19 protein-coding genes, 1 tRNA gene and 1 other RNA gene are annotated in these 20,689 nt (G+C 65.4%); 9 read left to right on the plus strand and 12 right to left on the minus strand.

Translation table 11 applies throughout. From position 1 onward, the window contains the following. Positions 1 to 101: 101 nt before the first annotated feature. Both ACUYV6_RS11065 and ACUYV6_RS11070 read right to left on the minus strand, forming a co-directional pair. Positions 102 to 422, minus strand: a complete 321-nt coding sequence (locus ACUYV6_RS11065) for a hypothetical protein (protein ID WP_449278726.1) — start codon at positions 420 to 422, stop codon at positions 102 to 104. Further along, positions 422 to 967 carry a hypothetical protein gene (locus ACUYV6_RS11070; RefSeq protein WP_449278727.1) on the minus strand — a complete coding sequence of 182 codons (546 nt, stop codon included), beginning with the start codon at positions 965 to 967 and terminating at the stop codon, positions 422 to 424. Before ACUYV6_RS11070 ends, ACUYV6_RS11065 begins: the two co-directional genes overlap by 1 nt. Positions 968 to 1,305: 338 nt before the next feature. Between ACUYV6_RS11070 and ACUYV6_RS11075 the strand changes: the two genes are divergently transcribed. Further along, complete coding sequence (locus ACUYV6_RS11075) at positions 1,306 to 2,688, plus strand: PhoH family protein (RefSeq protein WP_449278728.1); 1,383 nt, start codon at positions 1,306 to 1,308, stop codon at positions 2,686 to 2,688. A gap of 442 nt (positions 2,689 to 3,130) precedes the next feature. Continuing rightward, complete coding sequence (locus ACUYV6_RS11080) at positions 3,131 to 5,785, plus strand: ATP-dependent RNA helicase (RefSeq protein ID WP_449278729.1); 2,655 nt, start codon at positions 3,131 to 3,133, stop codon at positions 5,783 to 5,785. A gap of 195 nt (positions 5,786 to 5,980) precedes the next feature. On the opposite strand, the gene ilvC is transcribed toward ACUYV6_RS11080, so the two are convergent. From ilvC to ilvD, 4 genes are all read right to left on the minus strand, one after another. Then, positions 5,981 to 6,997 (minus strand): ketol-acid reductoisomerase, encoded by a 1,017-nt coding sequence (gene ilvC, locus ACUYV6_RS11085; protein WP_449278778.1) that lies wholly within the window; start codon positions 6,995 to 6,997, stop codon positions 5,981 to 5,983. Between the two features lie 138 nt (positions 6,998 to 7,135). Next, positions 7,136 to 7,645: an acetolactate synthase small subunit gene (ilvN, locus tag ACUYV6_RS11090; protein ID WP_449278730.1), complete on the minus strand. Its 510-nt coding sequence runs from the start codon at positions 7,643 to 7,645 to the stop codon at positions 7,136 to 7,138. Positions 7,646 to 7,647: 2 nt separating this feature from the next. Continuing rightward, positions 7,648 to 9,441 carry an acetolactate synthase large subunit gene (locus ACUYV6_RS11095; protein ID WP_449278731.1) on the minus strand — a complete coding sequence of 598 codons (1,794 nt, stop codon included), beginning with the start codon at positions 9,439 to 9,441 and terminating at the stop codon, positions 7,648 to 7,650. Positions 9,442 to 9,473: 32 nt separating this feature from the next. Further along, on the minus strand, positions 9,474 to 11,165 hold the full coding sequence (ilvD, locus tag ACUYV6_RS11100; RefSeq protein ID WP_449278732.1) for a dihydroxy-acid dehydratase: 1,692 nt from the start codon (positions 11,163 to 11,165) through the stop codon (positions 9,474 to 9,476). 114 nt (positions 11,166 to 11,279) lie between these two features. Between ilvD and ACUYV6_RS11105 the strand changes: the two genes are divergently transcribed. The 6 genes from ACUYV6_RS11105 (at position 11,280) to ACUYV6_RS11130 (ending at position 15,342) form a co-directional block, all read left to right on the plus strand. Beyond that, positions 11,280 to 11,501: a hypothetical protein gene (locus ACUYV6_RS11105; RefSeq protein WP_449278733.1), complete on the plus strand. Its 222-nt coding sequence runs from the start codon at positions 11,280 to 11,282 to the stop codon at positions 11,499 to 11,501. 134 nt (positions 11,502 to 11,635) lie between these two features. Continuing rightward, positions 11,636 to 12,922 (plus strand): Na+/H+ antiporter NhaA, encoded by a 1,287-nt coding sequence (gene nhaA, locus ACUYV6_RS11110; protein WP_449278734.1) that lies wholly within the window; start codon positions 11,636 to 11,638, stop codon positions 12,920 to 12,922. Positions 12,923 to 13,028: 106 nt separating this feature from the next. Next, positions 13,029 to 13,101, plus strand: a tRNA-Lys gene (locus ACUYV6_RS11115). A gap of 95 nt (positions 13,102 to 13,196) precedes the next feature. Beyond that, complete coding sequence (locus tag ACUYV6_RS11120) at positions 13,197 to 14,009, plus strand: inositol monophosphatase family protein (protein ID WP_449278735.1); 813 nt, start codon at positions 13,197 to 13,199, stop codon at positions 14,007 to 14,009. A 57-nt stretch (positions 14,010 to 14,066) separates the two neighbouring features. Next, positions 14,067 to 14,852 carry a hydrogen peroxide-dependent heme synthase gene (hemQ, locus tag ACUYV6_RS11125; RefSeq protein WP_449278736.1) on the plus strand — a complete coding sequence of 262 codons (786 nt, stop codon included), beginning with the start codon at positions 14,067 to 14,069 and terminating at the stop codon, positions 14,850 to 14,852. Positions 14,853 to 14,952: 100 nt separating this feature from the next. After that, entirely contained in the window at positions 14,953 to 15,342 is a 390-nt protein-coding gene (locus ACUYV6_RS11130; protein ID WP_449278737.1) for a DUF3054 domain-containing protein, read from the plus strand. Positions 15,343 to 15,371: 29 nt separating this feature from the next. Here the strand turns inward: ACUYV6_RS11130 and ykgO are convergent, their stop codons facing one another. Next, complete coding sequence (ykgO, locus tag ACUYV6_RS11135; protein ID WP_449278738.1) at positions 15,372 to 15,494, minus strand: type B 50S ribosomal protein L36; 123 nt, start codon at positions 15,492 to 15,494, stop codon at positions 15,372 to 15,374. Between the two features lie 35 nt (positions 15,495 to 15,529). On the opposite strand from ykgO, the gene ACUYV6_RS11140 reads away from it, so the two are divergent. Beyond that, positions 15,530 to 16,600 (plus strand): GTP-binding protein, encoded by a 1,071-nt coding sequence (locus ACUYV6_RS11140; protein WP_449278739.1) that lies wholly within the window; start codon positions 15,530 to 15,532, stop codon positions 16,598 to 16,600. A gap of 8 nt (positions 16,601 to 16,608) precedes the next feature. On the opposite strand, the gene ACUYV6_RS11145 is transcribed toward ACUYV6_RS11140, so the two are convergent. The 5 genes from ACUYV6_RS11145 to ftsE form a co-directional block, all read right to left on the minus strand. Beyond that, entirely contained in the window at positions 16,609 to 17,256 is a 648-nt protein-coding gene (locus ACUYV6_RS11145) for a DUF6498-containing protein (protein ID WP_449278740.1), read from the minus strand. Between the two features lie 120 nt (positions 17,257 to 17,376). After that, positions 17,377 to 17,749, minus strand: a transfer-messenger RNA (tmRNA) gene (gene ssrA / locus ACUYV6_RS11150). A 158-nt stretch (positions 17,750 to 17,907) separates the two neighbouring features. Next, positions 17,908 to 18,384: an SsrA-binding protein SmpB gene (gene smpB / locus ACUYV6_RS11155; protein ID WP_449278741.1), complete on the minus strand. Its 477-nt coding sequence runs from the start codon at positions 18,382 to 18,384 to the stop codon at positions 17,908 to 17,910. Positions 18,385 to 18,464: 80 nt separating this feature from the next. Beyond that, positions 18,465 to 19,379: a permease-like cell division protein FtsX gene (gene ftsX / locus ACUYV6_RS11160; protein ID WP_449278742.1), complete on the minus strand. Its 915-nt coding sequence runs from the start codon at positions 19,377 to 19,379 to the stop codon at positions 18,465 to 18,467. Continuing rightward, the gene (ftsE, locus tag ACUYV6_RS11165; protein ID WP_449278743.1) at positions 19,376 to 20,665 is read right to left on the minus strand and encodes a cell division ATP-binding protein FtsE; all 1,290 of its coding nucleotides are present in this window, start codon (positions 20,663 to 20,665) and stop codon (positions 19,376 to 19,378) included. The genes ftsX and ftsE overlap by 4 nt, the downstream gene beginning before the upstream one ends. Positions 20,666 to 20,689: the final 24 nt, after the last annotated feature.

Below are 20,689 nucleotides of genomic sequence, written 5' to 3' on the forward strand. Positions count from 1 at the left end.
GATATCCGGCGCACAGATCGGCGCCGGACGCTTCCATCCTAACGCCCGCCCATTGGCAGAATCACCGCCTTGTGATATACCAAATGCCGATAAGCGGCGGCTCAGGCGAAGAAGCTCGACTGCGGCACCAGATGCAGCACCTCGAGCTGCACTGCGGCAACCAGACCGATACCCGCCGCAAGCAACAGCACCCGCATGGCGGCGGTACGCCCACGTCCGAGCAGCAGCGCGAGCGCGAGGACGATGACGGGCAATGCGATCCCGAACACCAGCCAGAACCACCCCGAAACTGAGATGCCGAGCCCCAACGAGCCCGCCATCTCAGGCAGCATGATGGCATTGCCGACCGCTGCCACCGCGGCAGACGCATACAGCCCGATCAGCAACAACCCGGCCACCCACGCGATGATTCTGCCCACCATCAGGCCGCACCTCCCCCGGAGAAGATCGGATACGGCAACAGCACGATCGCACCGACGACCAGCCACATCGCGATGCGGCGCGTGCGCGCCCCACGACACAGCAGCATCACCGAAAGGAACCAGAGGATCGGCGCGGCCGGCGCAGCCCAGAACAGAATCTGCTGCAGCACGGAGCCGAGCGAACCGCTCCCGGCGACGAGCGCAGCATTCATCTCGGAGTAGAACTGCGCCCAGCTCAACCAGATCCAGGCGTAGAGCAGGTACAGGCCGCCGAGCACGCCGAGCACCACGAGCGCGGCGTTCGAGAGTTCAGCGGATTCAGGAGCTTCGGAGCCGGATACCGCTTCTGCCTCGCCCGCACCTGCGGCGCCCGCTGCGGCACCGTTCTCGCCAGCTGCGGCACCGCCGTCCGGCGCGTCGACACCCTCGCCCGACGCGTCGACATCGCCACCGGAAACGACCTCCGCCGGGTCCTCATCGCCTGAGACGATCCAACCTCGGCCGAGGGAGCTCTCTCGTTCCCCTCGGGAAGTCCTCTTGCGCATGCGTCCACACTAGCGACCGCAAGCTCCGAGAGCGCTCCGACGGACCCCGTCACCGAGATGAGCCTTGTGGTTCCTTCGCCGCCGGGAAGCAACCACGAGGCTCATCTCGGCGCAGCACGCGCTACGGACAGGTCGTGCGCGACGCGGACACGGCGTGCGACCGGGACAGCTCGCACGCAGCGCGGACACCTCGCGGCAACCGACCGGTCATCGCCCCTTCATCGCCCCGACCGTGTGTCACTGCGCCCGGATACCGTCCTCCGGCGTAGCGTGTGAGTCAACCGGGCAGCGTGCCAGGGACCCACTGGACCGCCGACCCGGGTACCCAAGGAGTCGCGATGACCGAGATCCAGGACACCACCGCACAGCGCCACGAGCCGGAGGAGGTGATCCTGAACGGCGATCACGAGCGTCTCCCCCAGGGAATTCGCACCTATGTGATCGATACCTCCGTGCTGCTGAGCGACCCGAATGCGCTCTTCAGATTCGCGGAGCACGAGGTCGTCATCCCCGTCGTCGTCGTCACCGAACTCGAGAAGAAGCGCCACGATCCTGAGATCGGGTACTTCGCGCGCCGCGCACTGCGGCTGCTCGACGACCTCCGTGCTCAGCACCTGCGGCTCGACTTCCCGGTGCCCGTGGGCGAGGAGGGCGGATCGCTCAGGGTCGAGCTCAACCACTCGAGCACTGAGGCACTGCCGAGCGGGATGCGGCTGGGCGACAACGACTCGCGGATCCTGGCGGTCGCGCAGAACCTGGCGAACGACGGCTCCGACGTGACGGTCGTGTCGAAGGATCTGCCGATGCGTGTCAAGGCGGGTGCCCTGGGCCTCGGCGCCGAGGAGTACCGCGCGGAGCAGGTCGATGGCGACCTCTACACGGGCGTCGCCGAGGTCGAGATCGACGAGCAGCGCATGTCAGAACTCTGGGATGAAGATCGGCTCGACGAGGTTCCCGAGGTCGAGGGGTTGCCGCGCGGGACCGGCCTGATCCTCACCTCCCCGCGCGGTTCCGCGCTCGGCCGCGTCGACGGCACTGGCGAAGGACAGGGGTCCCTCCGGCTCGTCCGCGGAGAACGAGAGGTCTTCGGCGTGTCCGGTCGCAGCGCCGAGCAGCGGCTGGCGATCGACCTGCTGCTCGATCCAGAAGTCGGCATCGTCTCCCTCGGCGGGCGGGCCGGTACTGGCAAGTCGGCGCTCGCACTCGCCGCTGGACTCGAAGCGGTTCTCGAGCGACGGCAGCACCGCCGCATCATGGTGTTCCGCCCGCTCTACGCGGTCGGCGGGCAGGAGCTCGGCTACCTCCCGGGAGACCAGCAGGAGAAGATGAACCCCTGGGCCGACGCGGTCTTTGACACGCTCGGCTCGATCGTCTCGCAGAACGTGCTCGACGAGGTGACGGCGCGGGGCCTGGTCGAGGTCTTGCCGCTGACGCACATCCGCGGGCGCTCGCTGCACGATGCCTTCGTCATCGTCGACGAGGCGCAGTCACTCGAACGCGGTGTGCTGCTGACGATGCTGAGTCGTTTGGGGCGAGGCTCGAGGGTCGTGCTCACCCACGACATCGCGCAGCGCGACAATCTGCGCGTCGGGCGTCACGATGGCATCGCCGCGGTCATCGAGCGGTTGAAAGGGAACCGACTCTTCGGTCACGTCACGCTCACGCGCTCGGAGCGGAGCGAGATCGCAGCACTCGTCACCGAGGTGCTCGAAGGGTTCTGAGAGAAACCGCTCCGGCAGACAGGGGTGGACAACTACCCCAGGTCTGGTCATAGAGCGGGATAGCACCGTCCCGGGTGCCCTGCGCCCGGGGAATCACGGCACCGCCGAGCAGGCCCCAGGCTCTTCGCGCCCGAGAACAGGGTGCCTATGTCTCAGAACTTTCAAACTTCCCAGAGAGTCATCGATCCCCTCGACGACTCCGCCGTGCTCGAGCGAAACGGGCTCCCCGGAACTTCGACGAGGTCATTGAGGTGCTGCCCGAGCGAGATGCCGACAGCCGCTCCGCGGGACGCCGTCTCGACGCTACAGTGTTCGGGAGGGAACAGGGAGCTCGATGAGATCGACGGTAGTGCGCTCGCGCAGCTCCGGTACTGAGCGGGCTCCGGGCGTCTCCCAGAGCCCGGGGCAGCGTGCCGCTCGCGCCCCGCTCTAGGCTGGTGACGTGCATCACTTCGATCTCGACCGCATCGGCGCAGGCCTCCCGGTCGCGGCCGCCCGCGCCGAGCTCGAGCACGCGGCGGCCTCTGGAGCTCTGGTCGTCACCGCACCTCCCGGCACTGGGAAGAGCACCTTCGTGCCACCGCTCATTGCGAACCTGTCGAACGCTCGGGTGCTGGTCACCCAACCTCGACGTGTCGCCGTTCGGGCGGTTGCCAATCGTATCTCGACCCTCGACGGGTCCGTGCCCGGCGAAGCCGTGGGGTTCACCGTACGCGGCGAACGAAAGGTGAGCAGCGCGACTCGTATCGAGGCACTCACCCCGGGCGTACTCCTCAGGCGCCTCCTGGCGGATCCTGAGCTCGACGGGGTCGACGCCGTGATCTTGGATGAGGTGCATGAGCGCTCCCTCGAGGGTGACCTGCTCATCGGCATGCTGGCCGAAGCTCGCCAGCTGCGCGAAGATCTGCTCGTCGTGGCGATGTCAGCGACGCTCGATGCGGAGGCGATCGCAGGCGTGCTCGGTCATGAGGAGCACGATGGAAACATGCACCGTGGGAACACACACCGTGGCGGCGCACACTCTGGCGTCTCGCACCACGGCAAAGCTCCCGCTCCGATCGTCGCGGTGCCGGCCGCCCTGCACTCCCTGGAAATCGAGTACGCGCCATTCGACGACCCCCGGATCGACGCTCGCGGAGTCGCCCGCCCCTATCTCGCCCACTTGGCCGAGGTGGCCTCTCGCGCTCACGCAGAGGCTCAGGGCGTCGACGCGGGATGCGACGCGCTGGTCTTCGTGCCCGGCGCTCGCGAGGTTGATGAAACCGTGCGACTGCTGCGAGCGCGGATCGCGCAGTCTGTCGAAGTGCTGCCGCTCCACGGGCGACTGACGCCCCGTGAGCAAGATCGCGCCGTTCGCGGTCGACGCCCGGGCGACCCGTCACGCATCGTGGTGAGTACCGCACTCGCCGAGAGCTCCCTCACCGTGCCGGGCGTACGTTTAGTGATTGACGCGGGTCTCGCGAGGGAAGTGCGCCGTGACCGCGGGCGGGACATGACCGGGCTCGTCACGGTGAGCGCTTCGCGTGCGAGTTGCGAGCAGCGGGCAGGGCGTGCTGCTCGACAGGGGCCCGGGCGAGCAGTCCGCGTCTTCTCCGAGGCGGAGTTCGCACGCATGCAGGCCCATGCCCCGCCAGAGATCGCCTCGGCCGACCTCGTCGATGCCGCAATGCTGCTCGCTGAGTGGGGAACCTCGGCCGGCGAAGGGCTCCCCCTTCTCACCGCTCCCCCGGCCGGCGCGATGCGGAGCGCCGTCGAGGTGCTGCACTCGCTGGAGCTCGTGGACGAGAACGGACGTCCCACCCGGCTCGGCTCGAAGGTGGCGAAGCTGCCCGTGGGAGCTCGCGAGGCGCGTGCTCTGCTCTCCAGCGCTCGAGAGGTGGGTCCGCAGCTCGCGGCCGAGGTGATCGCCGCGATCAGCGACGATCACCGCCACCCGAGCGCCGACCTCGGTATTCTGCTGCGCGAGTTGCGCAGCGGCCGGGCTCCGGGGGCCGGCCGTTGGAAGCAGGAGGCCCGCCGCCTCACTCGCATCGCGTCCGACACTGACGACTCTGGCGCCGGCATCACTGACGCCGTCACCACCGACGCTGCGTATCGGGCACCCGGCATCACCGTCGCCCTGACCCGCCCCGAGTGGATCGCCCGCCGCACCGACAAGAACTCCCGCAGCTACCTTCTCGCGAGCGGCACACGGGCGGCGCTGCCCGAGGGCAGCACCCTCATCGGCGGCGAATGGATCGCAGTGCATGAGGTGCAGCGTGCCGAGGGCCGCACCGCCGACGGAACCGGGGCGGTGATCAGGCTCGCCGCCGCCCTCAGTGAAGAAGCAGCCCTGCGGATCGGCGATCCGCTCATCACCGCTTCCCGTCAGGCCCGCATCGATGACGGCCGCATCCGTGTGCGAGAGGAGCGGAGGCTTGGCACGATCCTGCTCGCCTCACAGCCGGCCCAGCCGACGCACGACGACACCGCGCACGCATTTGCGGCCCACCTGCGCACGCACGGAGCACGGGCCCTGCACTGGTCGGACGCCGCAAGCACGTTGCGATCCCGCCTCGCCCTGCTGCATCGAGAGCTCGGAGACCCCTGGCCTGAAGTTGACGATGCGGCCTTGATCGCCGGGCTCGACACCTGGCTCGGCCCCGACCTTGCCCGGCTCGCCCCCGACGCCTCACTGAGCCGCATCGACGTCGCCGCAGCATTGCGAGCACTGCTGCCGTGGCCAGAGGCTGCACGACTCGACGAGCTCGTGCCCGAACGACTCTCGGTGCCTTCAGGATCAACGGCGCGCATCGACTACCCGGACGCTGCCGCCCCGCTCGCGTCGGACGCACGGCCGATCGTCGCCGTCAATCTGCAGGAACTGTTCGGGCTCGCCGAGACGCCGAGACTCGTCGAGGGGCGAGTCCCGGTGCTCTTCCACCTGCTCTCGCCGGCCCGACGGCCGCTCGCCGTCACCGACGATCTCTCTTCGTTCTGGAACGGCCCGTACGCGCAGGTGCGTCGCGAGATGCGCGGCCGCTACCCGAAGCACCCTTGGCCCGAAGATCCCTGGTCAGCCGAAGCGACGGCTCGCACGAGGCACACGACCCGCTAACGCACTCATGCGCTCACGCGCCGCTCCGCAGCCCGGCGATTCCGCCGCACCGCAAGCCCCGCCGCCGCGCAGAAAGAAGGCGACGTTTCGTCCGACTCCCGGGAGGAGTGAGACGAAACGTCGCCTGTGGTCCGTGCTCGATCTGAGAATCGAAGCGCGGGGTGAACCGGCGCAGAGCCGGTTCACCTGAAGGAATCAGCGCGCGGCGCTGCCGTCGACGTAGTCCTCGTCGGTCTGCTTCCACGAGAAGAGCTTGCGCAGTTCGCGACCGGTGGTCTCGATCGGGTGCTGCTCGCCCTTGGCGCGGAGCTCCTTGAACTCCTTGCCGCCGTTGTCCTGGTCCTCGATGAAGCGCTTCGCGAACGCACCCGACTGGATGTCGGCGAGCACGGCCTTCATATTCTCCTTGACGGAGGGGTCGACGACGCGGGGGCCCGACACGTAGTCGCCGTACTCGGCGGTGTCAGAGACCGACCAGCGCTGCTTGGCGATGCCGCCCTCCCACATGAGGTCGACGATGAGCTTGAGCTCGTGCAGCACCTCGAAATAGGCGATCTCGGGCTGGTAGCCGGCCTCGGTGAGCACCTCGAAGCCGTACTGGACGAGCTGCGAGGTTCCGCCGCAGAGCACTGCCTGCTCGCCGAACAGATCCGACTCGGTCTCTTCGGTGAAGGTCGTCTTGATGACGCCGGCACGGGTGCCGCCGATGGCCTTCGCGTACGAGATGGCCGCGTCCCAGGCGGTGCCCGAAGCGTCGACCTCGACGGCGATGATGTCGGGGATGCCGCGGCCGGCGACGAACTCGCGGCGCACAGTGTGGCCGGGGGCCTTCGGCGCGACGAGGATCACGTCGACGCCTTCGGGAGCCTCGATGTAGCCGAAGCGGATGTTGAAGCCGTGCGCGAAGGCCAGCGTCTTGCCCGGGGTCAGCTTGTCCTTGATCGAATCGGTGAAGATCGAGCGCTGGTGCTGGTCGGGGGCGAGGATCATGATGAGATCGGCCCACTCGGTCGCGTCTGCAACGTTCTTCACGCTGAAGCCGGCTTCTTCGGCCTTCTGGATCGACTTCGACCCATCTTTGAGGGCGATGACGACCTCGACGCCCGAGTCGCGCAGGTTCTGCGCGTGGGCGTGTCCCTGCGAGCCGTAGCCCACGATGGCAACCTTCTTGCCCTGGATGATCGACAGATCTGCATCGTCGTCGTAGTACATCTCAGCCACGTGACTTCTCCTTTGTTCTCAGTCATCCTGCGGAGGCAGGATCTCGTCTGATTCTTGTTCGGTTGGTGTGTTCGGAATCGAGCTCCTGCGCGCAATCGCCGCAGGATGGCGCTGCCCTCGCGGGCCGCGTCAGTTCTTGAAGACGCGCTCCGTGATCGATTTGGATCCGCGCCCCACCGCTATGAGGCCCGACTGCGCGATCTCCTTGATGCCGAAGGGCTCGAGCACTCGGAGGAATGCCTCAATCTTGCCGGTATCGCCGGTGACCTCGATGACGAGCGCATCCGTGACGACATCGACGACGCGGGCACGGAAGAGGTTCACTGCCTCGAGTACCTGCGAACGGTTCTGGTTGTCGACGCGCACCTTGATGAGCATGTGCTCACGCTGCACCGACTGCGCAGGATCGAGCTCCACGATCTTGATGACATTGACCAGCTTGTTCAACTGCTTGGTCACCTGTTCGAGGAGGATGTCGTCTTGATCGACGACCACGGTGATGCGGGAGAGCCCCTGCACCTCCGTTGGTCCGACCGCGAGCGATTCAATGTTGAATCCACGGCGGGCGAAGAGGCCGGCTACGCGGGTCAGCAGACCCGGCTTGTCCTCGACGAGGAGGCTGAGTACGTGGCGGCTCATGATTATTCCTCCTCCCATTCGGGGCTGTTATCGAGGGCGTACTGGATGTCGCTGTTCGAGGTGCCCTGGCGAACCATGGGCCAGACCATCGCGTCGCTCGAGACGACGAACTCGATGAGCACCGGGCGATCGTTCGTCTCAAGTGCGAGCTTGATGGCATCGTCCACCTGATCCTCACGCTCAACCCGAATCGAGAGGCAGCCGTACGCGTCTCCGAGCTTGACGAAGTCGGGGATGCGCGCGCTGCCGTGACCGGTGTTGAGCTCCGAGCTCGAGTATCGGCCTTCGTAGATCAGGGTCTGCCACTGGCGGATCATGCCCAGCGACGAGTTGTTGATGACCGCGACCTTGATCGGGATGTTGTTCACGACGCAGGTCGCGAGCTCCTGATTGGTCATCTGGAAGCAGCCGTCGCCGTCGATCGCCCAGACCACGCGGTCGGGCTCGGCGACCTTGGCGCCCATTGCTGCGGGAACCGCGTATCCCATGGTGCCGGCGCCGCCTGAGTTCAGCCAGGCGTTGGGACGCTCATACTTGATGAACTGGGCAGCCCACATCTGGTGCTGCCCCACGCCCGCGACGTAGATTCCCTCGGGGCCGGTCAGCTCACCGATGCGCTGGATCACGTGCTGCGGAGCGAGCAGGCCATCGCTCGTGGGGTGATATCCCAGGGGAAACTGCTCGCGGAGGCCGTCGAGACGCTCCCACCACGGCGCGAGATCTGCGAACTCGTGGTCGTGCTTCGCTGCGGAGATCGCGGCGATGAGGTCGGTGATGACTTCGCGGGCGTCGCCCACGATGGGCACATCAGCCGCGCGAATCTTGCCGATCTCCGCCGGATCGATATCGGCGTGGATGACCTTGGCCTCGGGAGCGAAGTGCGCAGCGCGTCCGGTCACACGATCATCGAACCGGGCGCCGATCGTGATGAGCAGGTCAGATTCCTGCAGCGCGAGCACCGCGGGGACGGTGCCGTGCATACCCGGCATGCCGAGGTGCTGACGATGCGAGTCGGGAAACACACCGCGCGCCATCAGCGTGGTCACGACCGGAGCACCGACTTGCTCCGCCAACTGCAGCAGCTCTTCCGAGGCACCGGCACGTCCGACGCCACCACCGATGTAGAACACCGGGCGCTGGGACTCGGCGATCAGGTCGGCTGCGGCCTGGATCTGCTTGCTATTGGCCTTTGTGATCGGACGGTAGCCGGCAAGGTCGACGTGCGCGTCCCACGTGAAGTCGACCAGGCCCTCCTGCGCGTCCTTCGTGATGTCGACGAGCACCGGACCCGGTCGGCCTGTCGAGGCGAGGTGGTAGGCAGCAGCGATCGCCGAAGGAACGTCTCCGGCACGCTTCACGAGGAAGGAGTGCTTCGTGATCGGCATCGTGATGCCGGCGATATCGACTTCCTGGAACGCGTCAGACCCCATGAGGTGCGAGAACACCTGGCCGGTGATCGCGAGCAGCGGAACCGAATCCATGTAGGCATCGGCGATCGCCGTCACGAGGTTCGTCGCGCCGGGGCCGGAGGTCGCGACGCAGACGCCGACCTTGCCGGTGGCGGCTGCGAAGCCCTCGGCGGCGTGTCCACCGCCTTGTTCGTGTCGCACGAGGATGTGGTTCAACTCGTGGTCGTTGGTCAGCGCATCGTAGAGCGGCAGGACCGCACCGCCGGGCAGACCGAAGACGTCGGTGACCCCGAGAATCTCGAGGCTGCGGACGACGGCATCGGCTCCGGTCATTCGCACGCCGTTCGGCGCGGGGCGGGTGGGATTCGCACTCGTATCCGAGTTCATCACTTGCTTTCTGTCGACGGTGGGCTTGGGTGTCAGCCGGTGATCGCGCCTTCAGAGGCGGACTGCACGAGCTTGGCGTACTTCGCCAGAACACCACGCGTGTATCGAGGAGGGAGAGGGGCCCAGTTGTCTCGTCGGGCCTCGAGCTCGGAGGGATCCACCAGAAGATCGAGCGTGCGTGCGGCGATGTCGACCCGAATGAGGTCACCGTCGCGAACCAGGGCAATCGGACCTCCGTCCGATGCCTCAGGAGCAATATGGCCGATGCAGAGGCCGGTTGTGCCGCCCGAGAATCGTCCGTCGGTCAACAATAGTACATCCTTGCCGAGACCGGCGCCCTTGATCGCCGCGGTGATGGCGAGCATCTCGCGCATACCCGGCCCGCCCTTCGGGCCCTCGTAGCGGATGACGACAATATCGCCCTTGCCGATCTTGCCCTCGGTGAGGGCGTCCATGGCCTCGCGCTCGCGTTCGAACACGCGGGCGGGCCCTTCGAAGAGTTCGGCGTCGAAACCGGCGGTCTTCACCACGGCGCCTTCCGGCGCGAGCGTGCCGTTGAGAATCGTGAGTCCACCGTTCGCGTGAAGCGGATCATCGAGCTTGCGGATCACCTTGCCGTCGAGCTCGGTGTCGACATCCGCGAGGTTCTCCGCGACCGTCTTGCCGGTCACCGTGAGGGCGTCACCGTGCAGCAGACCTGCGTCGAGCAGCGCCTTCATGATGACGGGCATGCCGCCGACACGATCGAAGTCCTCGGCGACATACTGACCGAAGGGCTTCATATCGGCGAGGTGCGGCGCCTGACGTCCGATACGCGTGAAGTCGTCGAGGGTGAGATCGACCTCCGCTTCACGCGCGATCGCGAGCAGGTGAAGCACGGCATTCGTCGATCCGCCGAGCACCATGGCGACGGTGATCGCGTTCTCGAACGCCTTCTTCGTCAAGATGTCGCGGGAGGTAATGCCGTGGCGCAGCAGATTCACGACTGCCTCACCCGAACGGTGCGCGAAGTAGTCACGGCGACGGTCCGCGCTCGGCGGAGCCGCCGAACCCGGAAGACTCATGCCGAGCGCTTCGGCCACGCAGGCCATGGTGTTCGCGGTGTACATTCCGCCGCAGGCACCCTCACCCGGGGCGATCGCGCACTCGACGCGCTTGAGATCCTCCTCGCTCAGTGTGCCGGCCTTGCATGCACCGACCGCCTCGAAGGCGTCGATGATGGTGACCTGCTTCTCGGTGCCGTCCGAGAGCTTCACCCAACCGGGCGCGATGGATCCGGCGTAGAGGAACACCGAGGCGAGGTCGAGCCGGGCTGCGGCCATGAGCATGCCGGGCAGCGACTTGTCGCAACCGGCCATCACGATCGTGCCGTCGAGGCGCTCTGCCATCACGACCGTCTCGACGGAATCGGCAATCACCTCGCGCGACACGAGAGAGAAGTGCATGCCCTCGTGCCCCATTGAAATGCCGTCGGAGACCGAGATCGTGCCGAACTGCAGCGGGTACCCGCCTCCGGCGTGTACGCCTTCTTTGGCGCCCTGAGCCAGACGGTCCAGGCTGAGGTTGCACGGGGTGACATCGTTCCACGAGCTCGCAATACCGATCTGCGGCTTGTCCCAGTCTTCATCACCCATGCCGACAGCGCGAAGCATGCCTCGCGCTGCGGCCTTCTCGATGCCGTCCGTGACGTCGCGACTGCGCGGTTTGATATCGATCTCTGCCATGCGGCCATTGTATGGCACCGCCCGACTCACGCCGCCATGTCACCGGCGGGCGCTAGTGTTGGGGGCAGACCGAAGCGCTCAGCGCTTCTCACCGCTATCGAGAGGGAGTTCCGCATGTCGATCGGCAAGTACGTGACGAATCCCGGAGTGATCGGCTCGCTCTTCGGGGCCCTGACCACAGCGAAGCGCACGGGTGCCATGCGCAACGACTGGCGCCGATACCTGGTCTGGGGCATTTGGCTGGCCAGCCTCGCCCTCTCGGTCGGCAGTGTCGCGATGCAAGAGCGAGACGAAGACTACGAGGCGGAGCGCCGGCTCGACAAGAAGAGCCGCTGATCGGAAGAACGGACACGTCGGCGAACAATAGCGTCCGGGCGCGTGTAAACTGCTCCACGGCGTGTCGGGAAGTCTGGTCGACGATGACGATCGTCCGTACCCGCTTGAGGCGGATCCAATAGAGGAGCCCCGCAGTGTCTCACCCGCACAGCCCCGCATCCGCGCCCGAGCCGCATGCTCCGGACGCTCCGAGTCAGCGTGCGAGGTCGCGCCGCATCTTCTCGTTGACGAGCAAACGCGAGGCGGCCCGTGTCTCCCGCCTGCTGCGTGCGGAGGTGGTCGGCGGCGTCATCATCATGGTCGCAGCGCTCATCGGCTTCATCGCGGCCAACAGCCCGCTCTCCGAGTGGTACTTCGCGCTGCGTGACACTCGGCTCGGACCCGAGGCACTCCACCTCGACCTGAGCATCGGGCACTGGGCTTCAGACGGGTTGCTCGCCATCTTCTTCTTCATGGTCGGTCTCGAGCTGAAGCGCGAGTTCGTCGAAGGCGCCCTCTCGAAGTTCTCGACTGCGATCGTGCCGGTCGCGGCGGCGTTCGGCGGCGTAGCCGTGCCCGCGCTCATCTACGTCGGCATCAACTTCGGCACTGACACCATGCATGGCTGGGCGATCCCGACCGCCACCGACATTGCCTTTGCCGTGGCCGTGCTCGGCCTCATCGCCCCGCGAGTACCGGTAGCGCTGCGCATGTTCCTGCTCACGCTCGCCGTTGTCGACGACCTCATCGCGATCACCATCATCGCAATCTTCTACACCGACGGTGTGAATCTCATTCCGCTCGCCCTCTCGGCGATTCCGATCGCGCTCTACGCCTTCCTCGCCCGTCGTTTCCCCGAGCAACTGTCTCGCTCGGTCGCCGGTCCCTGGCTGGTCATGCTGCCCATCGGCATCGTCGCTTGGGCGCTCTTCCACGCGTCGGGCATCCATGCGACGATCGCCGGCGTGCTCCTCGCTTTCCTCGTGCCGGTCAAGGGCAAGGGGGGCGCAGCACTGGCCGAGATCTTCGAGCACCGGTTCCGCCCGCTCTCCACCGGCATCGCAGTACCGATCTTCGCGTTCTTCGCCGCCGGCGTGGCGCTGGGAGGGGACTCGCGCTTCCCCTTCGACCCGGTAGCGCTCGGCGTGATCCTCGGCCTCGTGATCGGCAAGCCCATCGGCATCACACTCACGACCTGGTTGATCACTCGCTTCACACGTGCCTCGCTGGATTCCGCCGTGCGATGGGTGCAGGTCATCGGTATAGGTGCACTTGCCGGAGTCGGGTTCACCGTGTCGCTGCTCGTCACCGACCTTAGTTTCACGGATCCCGCAGACGCCGATACCGCACGACTCTCAGTCATGGTGGGATCGGTCATCGCGGTCGGCGTCGCTGCACTGTTCCTCGTCCGTCGCCCCAAGGCCGGAACTCGCACGAACTGACGGCGATCCGAAGCACGACACGCCCACGTCTCGTCACGCGCCTCCCCAATTTGGGTCGTTCCCGACGAGCGTGATAAGCTCTTCTTCGTTGCTCGGCGAGCAGCACGCGCCTTTAGCTCAGTTGGTAGAGCAGCTGACTCTTAATCAGCGGGTCCACGGTTCGAGCCCGTGAGGGCGCACATCGCCGAGAAAAGCCCCTCATTCGACGGGGCTTTTCTTGTATCCGCACTCGCTTCGCCTCGTTCTCGACCCACTCAACGACAGAAGGTTCGCGATGTCCGACATCCAGTCCCCTGCTCCCTCGGCCGACCTCGCCTTCGCGCTCGAGCTCGCCGACCTCGCCGACGCGGTCTCGCTGCCCCGCTTCCGCGCAGCCGACCTGCGCATCGATACCAAACCTGACCGCACCTTCGTGACAGACGCCGATCAGGCGGTCGAGGCAGCGATCCGCACCCGCATTGAAGATGCCCACCCCGACGACAGTTTCTTCGGCGAAGAATCCGGGCGCTCCGAGAAGGGTTCGCGCCGCTGGATCATTGACCCGATCGACGGCACCTCGAACTTTCTGCGCGGTGTGCCGAACTGGGCGACGCTCATCGCACTCGAAGTCGACGGACGACAGACCGTCGGAGTGGTGTCTGCACCGGCGTTCGGCGCACGCTGGTGGGCCGAGACTGGGGCGGGGTCCTGGGGCCAGCAGGCTGATCAGGCGCCTCGCCGCCTCCGTGTGTCAGGCATCGACTCGCTCGAGCACGCGTCGCTCAGTTTCCAATCGATCGCCCAGTGGCGTGATGCCGGGTACCAGGAGTCGCTACTCGCACTCGCGGAACACGTCTGGCGCGACCGGGCCTACGGCGATATGTGGTCGTACATGCTGCTGGCCGAGGGGCTCGTCGACATCGTCGCCGAGTTCGATGTGAAGCCCTACGATCTCGCCGCGCTGGTTCCCATCGTGCGCGAAGCCGGCGGAAGATTCACCGATATTCAGGGCGCCGAAAGCGCCTGGAACGGCAGTTCCCTGGCAACGAACGGTGCGCTGCACGGGGCCGTGATCGACATCGTGCAGCAGGCACGCAAGTCGCGCTGATCCTCACTTTCGCGACTGTGTCTTGCCAGGACCGTCGGAAGCGAGAACGATGGAGGTATGACCTCTCCGCATCACGCAGCCCAGTCCGACGACGTCCCGGCCCGCACCCTTCCTGAGCCGAACGGAGATTCGGCCACGAGTGCCGCAACCGCGAGCGACGGTCTGCACGGGGATCACATCTTCTCGCTCTTCGCGGTCTTCCGCGTGAGTTCGTCGCACCCGATCACGTTCGATGGGCACGACGTGCCCGGGGTTGTGCAAGAGTTCGAAGACGTCGTCGAATCGGTCGCGGGCGAGCACGTCGAACTGCGCGGCTGCTACGACGTCAGCGGCATGCGGGCCGACTCCGACCTCATGCTGTGGCTCCACGGTCGCACCGCCGAAGATCTCCAGTGGGCACTCCGCCAGTTGCGCCGCACCACCCTGCTGCGCCCACTCATTCGGGTGTGGGGTGCCGTCGGTGTGCACCGCGACGCAGAGTTCAATCGTGCTCACGTCCCGGCCTACCTGCGAGGCGTGCAGCCTTCGCAGTGGCTCGCGCTCTACCCGTTCGATCGCTCCTACGACTGGTATCTCTTGGATCCGCAGGAGCGTTCCCGCATGCTGGCGGAGCACGGACGCGCGGGCGCAGATTTCGCCGGAGTGCAGGCCAATACGCTGTCGGCCTTCGCACTCGGCGACTACGAGTGGATCCTTCCGCTCGAGGCGGAGGAGCTGACGGATCTCGTCGACATGATGCGAGTGCTCCGTGGGGTCGATGCCCGCTTGCACGTGCGCGAGGAAACCCCGTTCTTCACCGGTCGACGCATCGAGCCCGCAGAGATCGTCGAAGTACTGCAGTGAGCATCGAAGCACTGCGGTGAGCAGCATCTTCCGAGGCATTCAGCGCATTGCGGAATGCCTCAGATGGCCCGCGCATGCTCTCGGCTCTTAGACTGGTGTGGTGACCGCAGCTTCTCGCCCCCGCCCCGTGCTCGTCGCGCTCGCGGCAGGGCTCGACATCGTGCTCATCGTCGTATTCGCGGCGGCAGGCCGCGGTAGCCATGCACGTGAGTCCACTCTGGAAGGCCTCTGGCAGACCTCCTGGCCGTTCCTGGCAGGCCTCGCCATCGGCTGGCTCGTGCTGCTTGTCTGGAGGCGCCCGATCGCCCCGCTGCGAAGCGGTCTACCGCTCGCTCTCATCACGGTGCTCGGAGGCATGCTGTTGCGCATCGCATCAGGCCAGGGCACCGCACTCCCCTTCGTGCTCGTCGCTGTCGGATCGCTGACCCTGCTGCTCGTCGGGTGGCGTTTGCTCGGCATGCTGGGGCTGTACGTGACCCGTCGTCGGTGAATCCTCGGGGTCGGAGCCTCGGGCGATGTTCACCCCTGCCGCCCTTTGAATCGGGGATTCTTCTTATTGATGACGTAGACCCGGCCCCGCCTACGCACGACCTGTGCACCGGGCTGTTGCTTGAGTGATTTGAGCGATGCTCTGACTTTCATGTCGATCTCCTTGTTGATAGTCATTATCATTACCTATGATAGTAGATCAGCAGCCCGACGCGCTCGGGCACGAATGGAATGAGGTCGCCCGCATGAATGACGTCAACGTGATCGCAGTGGTCGGCATGTGCGGCCCCGAGCGGTCCCGCTACGCCACGAGACTCGCCGCCGTCGCGAACCGCACACTGTTCTCGGCACGACGCCTGGCTCTCTCCCCCGACCCCATCGACGAGACGCTGGCACTCACCCCCTGGACCGACCGACCCGAGGGCGCGGTCGTGGAGTTCCCCTGGGCGACGCCCATCACTGAGATCATCGGCGCATGCGCAACCGATCGCAGCCACATCCGTCTGAACGACATCGTCTGCGTCGCCGACGCCGTGCACCTCATCGACGACCTGCGACGTGACGCGCACGCTTCCGGCCCCGTTCAGCACCTCGATCACGCAGTACTCGCGGTATCACAGCTCGAGTTCGCTTCGATGATCGTCCTCGTGAACTGGGAAGGCCTCTCTACCCGGAACCTCGCGGCGCTCATGGCACTCGTCAGTCACCTCAGCCCGCACGCGCGCCTCCGCCTCGACCACGGCGCGCTCGAGGCGCCCTCGGGGCGCACACCCTACGCAGCCTCACAGGAACGGCCAGGCTGGGTCACCCTGCTGAATGACGATCACGATCCTCACATGACCGACCCCCGTATCTCTTCGATACGTTACGAGCAGCTGAGACCGTTCCACCCCGGGCGGCTGGCGGATGTGCTCGACCGGCTGGTCGGCGGCGGCGAGTTCGGCACCGTGATCCGGTCAGCTGGCTTCTGCAGACTCGCAACTCGCCCCGACGTCATCAGCGCGTGGGATCACGTGGGCAGCATGATCTCGTTCGACCCGCTCACCGTCGCAACTGCCCGTGCGGACGGCGAAGACGAACTGCTCTCGGCTGGACAGGATCTTGCTGTGATCGGCATCGACCTGCATGAGGACGCCCTCCGCAACGCACTCGATTCGGCTTCGCTCACCGATGAGGAGTTCGCTGCAGGGCCGGCAGTGTGGGCCTCGTTTCCCGATCCCTTCCCCACAGGCGAATCGGTGTCGCGGGGGCACGAGTAGGCGGTCGCCTACGCGGAGGCGGTCGCCTCACCGCGCTTCTCGGCCGGATTCCACAGGTCGGTCACGAAATGGAGCGCGACGAGGAGTATCGCCGCGATGGGCGGCCAGTCGAATCTTGCGATGAGCCAAGCGCCGCCCAGGATGGTGACGTGCAGCGCAATGATCCTGCGGTAGGGGCGCCAGAAGAGGGTGCTCACCGATGGCAGCTCAGACCGTGAGGCGAACCCGTCGATGACGATCTGCACAATACTGCCGACACCCCAGACGAGCAGGATCCCGGGCAGATCCAGGCCACCGAGTCCACCCGCCCCGAACCCCTCGGGCCGTCCTCCGAAGAAGCTGAACACCCCGGAGATGATCAGCATCACGAAGACGCCGTGCACGACCGTGAAGAGCCCGTAGTGAAACATGAAGAAGAGGACCAGCATCGGCTTCGCCGTGGTGCTCGTCACCGGCCGACCGTTCACGATCATGGGCTGCTCACCGGGGTCGCTCACACGAACGGTGCGAATCATCGAGATCACGTTGCGAATGCCGACGGTGACGTTCTCGAGCCAGTACAGCAGGATGATGGAGCGCCAGTCCCACCCCAGAAACAGCATTCCCAAGATCGGCAAGGCCACGTAGACGATGAAGGTGGTGATACGGGAAGTCACTCATTCATCGTAGGCGGCTTCCGATGTTCTCGCGGGTCGGTGTGAGCTGGGTACCGGCGTCCTCGACACAGTCGTCGTCCACGCCAACATTCTCGACAACTCAGCGCGTGATGCGAACCCTGGTGGAGCCGCGGGGAATCGAACCCCGGTCCACTTCGATGATTCCGTGCCTTCTACGGGTGTAGTTCGTGAAAGCGTTCTACTCGGCCCCGTCCTGTGTCACGAACACCTAGGACGACAGGCCCAGTCTCAGGAAGAGTCCCGATGCGCCCTGAAACACGACGCACCAGCAAGTCCCCTAAATGACGCCAAGTATCGGGGCGGGGACGAACCCGAACTTGACGGACTCGGTCTCGTGCTTAGGCAGCGAGAGCGAAGTCGGTGCGCTTAGCGTTGGCACCTATGGGTTTGCGAAGGGCGTTAACGAGATAACTTCGCGTCCTCGACCCGCTTCTCACAGTCTCAAATCGACGTGTCGAAACCGATCGGCCCCCAGATCGCGCCAAATGGCGCGTGCACCCAAGGGTGCGGTCTGGAGCATTCGCATCACGCGCTGTGGAGTTATCAAGCCGGGGAATGCCCGGCCCTCCAGGATATCAGGTAAGACGCCCGGATCACACCCGTCGGGGCGTTGAAGTCTCGAGGCGGCCGTTACTCGCCCAACCGGTTCTTGGTACGCATGGCCCGCTCGGCCTCGCGCTTGTCTTGCCGCTCTCGCAGCACCTGCCGCTTGTCGTACTCCTTCTTGCCCTTCGCCAGGGCGATCTCGACCTTTGCGCGGCCGTCGAGGAAGTACAGTCGCAGCGGCACGATCGTCATGCCGCCTTCGCGGGTCTTCTGATAGAGCTTGTCGATCTGCTGCCGGTGCAACAGCAGCTTTCGCTTGCGACGCGGCGAGTGATTCGTCCAAGAACCGTTCAGATACTCCGGGATGTAGGCCGCATCGAGCCAGGCCTCACCGCGTTCGATGAAGACGTAGCCGTCAACGAGCGACGCGCGCCCCATGCGCAGCGATTTGACCTCGCTGCCGGTGAGCACCATTCCGGCCTCGTACGTATCGAGGATGTGGTATTCGTGGCGCGCCTTCTTGTTCGAGGCGATCAGCTTCTCACCTGTCTCTTTCGGCATCGTTCACATCCTCTCGCCCCGCTTGACCGAAGGACCACTCTACCGCAACCGACCCTCGGGCTCGGATGCACGGGACCGCGTCAGACGCGGAGGTATCTCGTGATGGCAACCTTCGCCGCGATCGCGGAAAGTATGACTCCGACTGCCACAAGTATCGGCGGCACCACCAACGATTGCTCGACGGTGATGTAACTCGTGAACGGCACTTCTCGCGTGAGGAAGTCCTGTACGAAGAACTTCACGATCGCGACCGACGCCACACCCGCGAGCACGGCACCGATAAGTGCTGCGATGATGCCCTCCAATATGAAGGGAGTCTGAATGAATCTGTTCGAGGCACCGACGAGGCGCATGATCCCGATCTCCCGTCTGCGGGAGAATGCGGAGAGCCTGATCGTCGTCGAGATGAGCAGCACTGCGGCGACGAGCATGAGACCGGCGATTGCGATCGCCGTGTAGCTCGCGACTCCCAGAAACAAGAAGATCCGGTCGAGCAGGCTTCGCTGATCCGACACACTCTGCACGCCGGGAACTCCGGCGAAGGTCTCTTGCACCACGGCAGATCGAGAGGGATCTTCGAGCTTCACCCAGAACGTCTGATTCAGCTGGTCGGGCCGAGTGATCTCGACGATGGGATTCCCATCGAACTGCTTGGTGAACTCCTGATACGCCTCGTCGTGGTCGACGAAGAAGAAGTCCTCGACGAAGGGTGAGAGCGCATCGTCTTGAAGGGCGTCCTCGACGGCCGCTATCTGCTCCTCCGTGACGTCATTACCGTCACAGGTGGCGCTCTGGTCGTAGTCAGTGCAGAGGTAGATCGCGACCTGGGCACGGTCGTACCAGAAGGTCTTCATCTGCTGCACCTGCAGCTGCATGAGGATCGCGGCGCCCACGAACGTGAGCGACACGAACGTCACGAGGATCACGGAAATCACGACCGAGAGGTTTCGGCGCAGGCCGCTCCAGACTTCTCCGAGAACGAGTCCTACTCTCATCGCACCGGCCCCACATCCGTCTCGTCGTCGTTCTCCGGTCGTCTGAGACCCAGTCGTTCGGCAACGCCCCCGCTCAGCGCCTCACGCACCGGGTCGATCGACTCACCCGGCTCGAGGAACTTCGGGATCCGCCCGTTCTTGGGCTCCTCGGCGCCGTCGGCACCGACACGGATCGTCCGGTCATCGACGAGGTCGTCTTCAGCTTCTGCTGCGCGTTCGTTCTGATCGCTTTCGCTCTGCTCACGCTCGTTCTGCTTCGGGGAGGCATCTTCGACCACGCGACCCTGAGCCGCGCGATCCTCTGAGGCACGGGTCGGGCCAGACTTAGCAGCGGATCCGCCGTCGCCCTCCAATGCCTCGGCGAACAGCTGTTCCACGTCATTCGGTGCGGCTTCAGGGTCAGAGGCTGCACCCGGCTCGTTCTCAGCTACTGCGAATCCCATCGCCGCATCGAAGTCGGCCTCGAGATCAGCTTCGGTCTCGGGGTCGCTCGATTCCGCGCCTGTCGGAGGAACCGGCGCCAGGGTCTTCCGCACGACGTCTTCGCTGGTGCGGAGCGGGCGGAGCCCTGCAGCCTGCAGGTCTTCGATCGGAATCGAGGCTGTCTCGCCGTAACCGCCGCCCTGCTCATCACGCACGACGACGCCACCCGACAGCTCCATGACACGCTGCTGCATGATGTCGACGAAGGTCGCCTCATGGGTGGCCATAACGACGGTCGTGCCCGCAGCGTTGATGGCTCGAAGCAGCTGCATGATGCCCAGGCTGGTGGCCGGGTCAAGGTTGCCTGTGGGCTCATCGGCAAGCAGGATCGCCGGCTTGTTCACGATCGCACGCGCGATCGCGACGCGCTGCTGCTCACCGCCGGAGAGCTCATGCGGGTAGCGCCGCTCCTTGCCCGTAAGTCCGACCATCTCAAGCGTGTCGGGCACAGCCTCCTGAATGAAGCCTCGCGACTTGCCGATGACCTGCAGCGAGAACGCCACGTTGTCGTAGACTGTCTTATTGGTCAACAGCCGGAAGTCTTGGAAGACCATTCCCAGATTCCGTCGGAAGTAGGGCACCTTGCGGGTGGAGATCTTACTGAGGTCCTGGCCGAGCACGTGAACGGTGCCATCGCTCGCCAACTCCTCGCGCAGGATCAGCTGCAGACAGCTCGACTTTCCCGAACCCGAGGCGCCCACGATGAACAGGAACTCGCCGCGGTCGACTTTCAAGTCGACGCCGTCGAGCGCGGGGCGCTGCGTACCGCGGTACTTCTTGGTGACGTTCTCAAACAGGATCATGACTCTCCGAGCGTACGGCTCCTC

Source organism: Leucobacter sp. GX24907, from assembly GCF_053567335.1.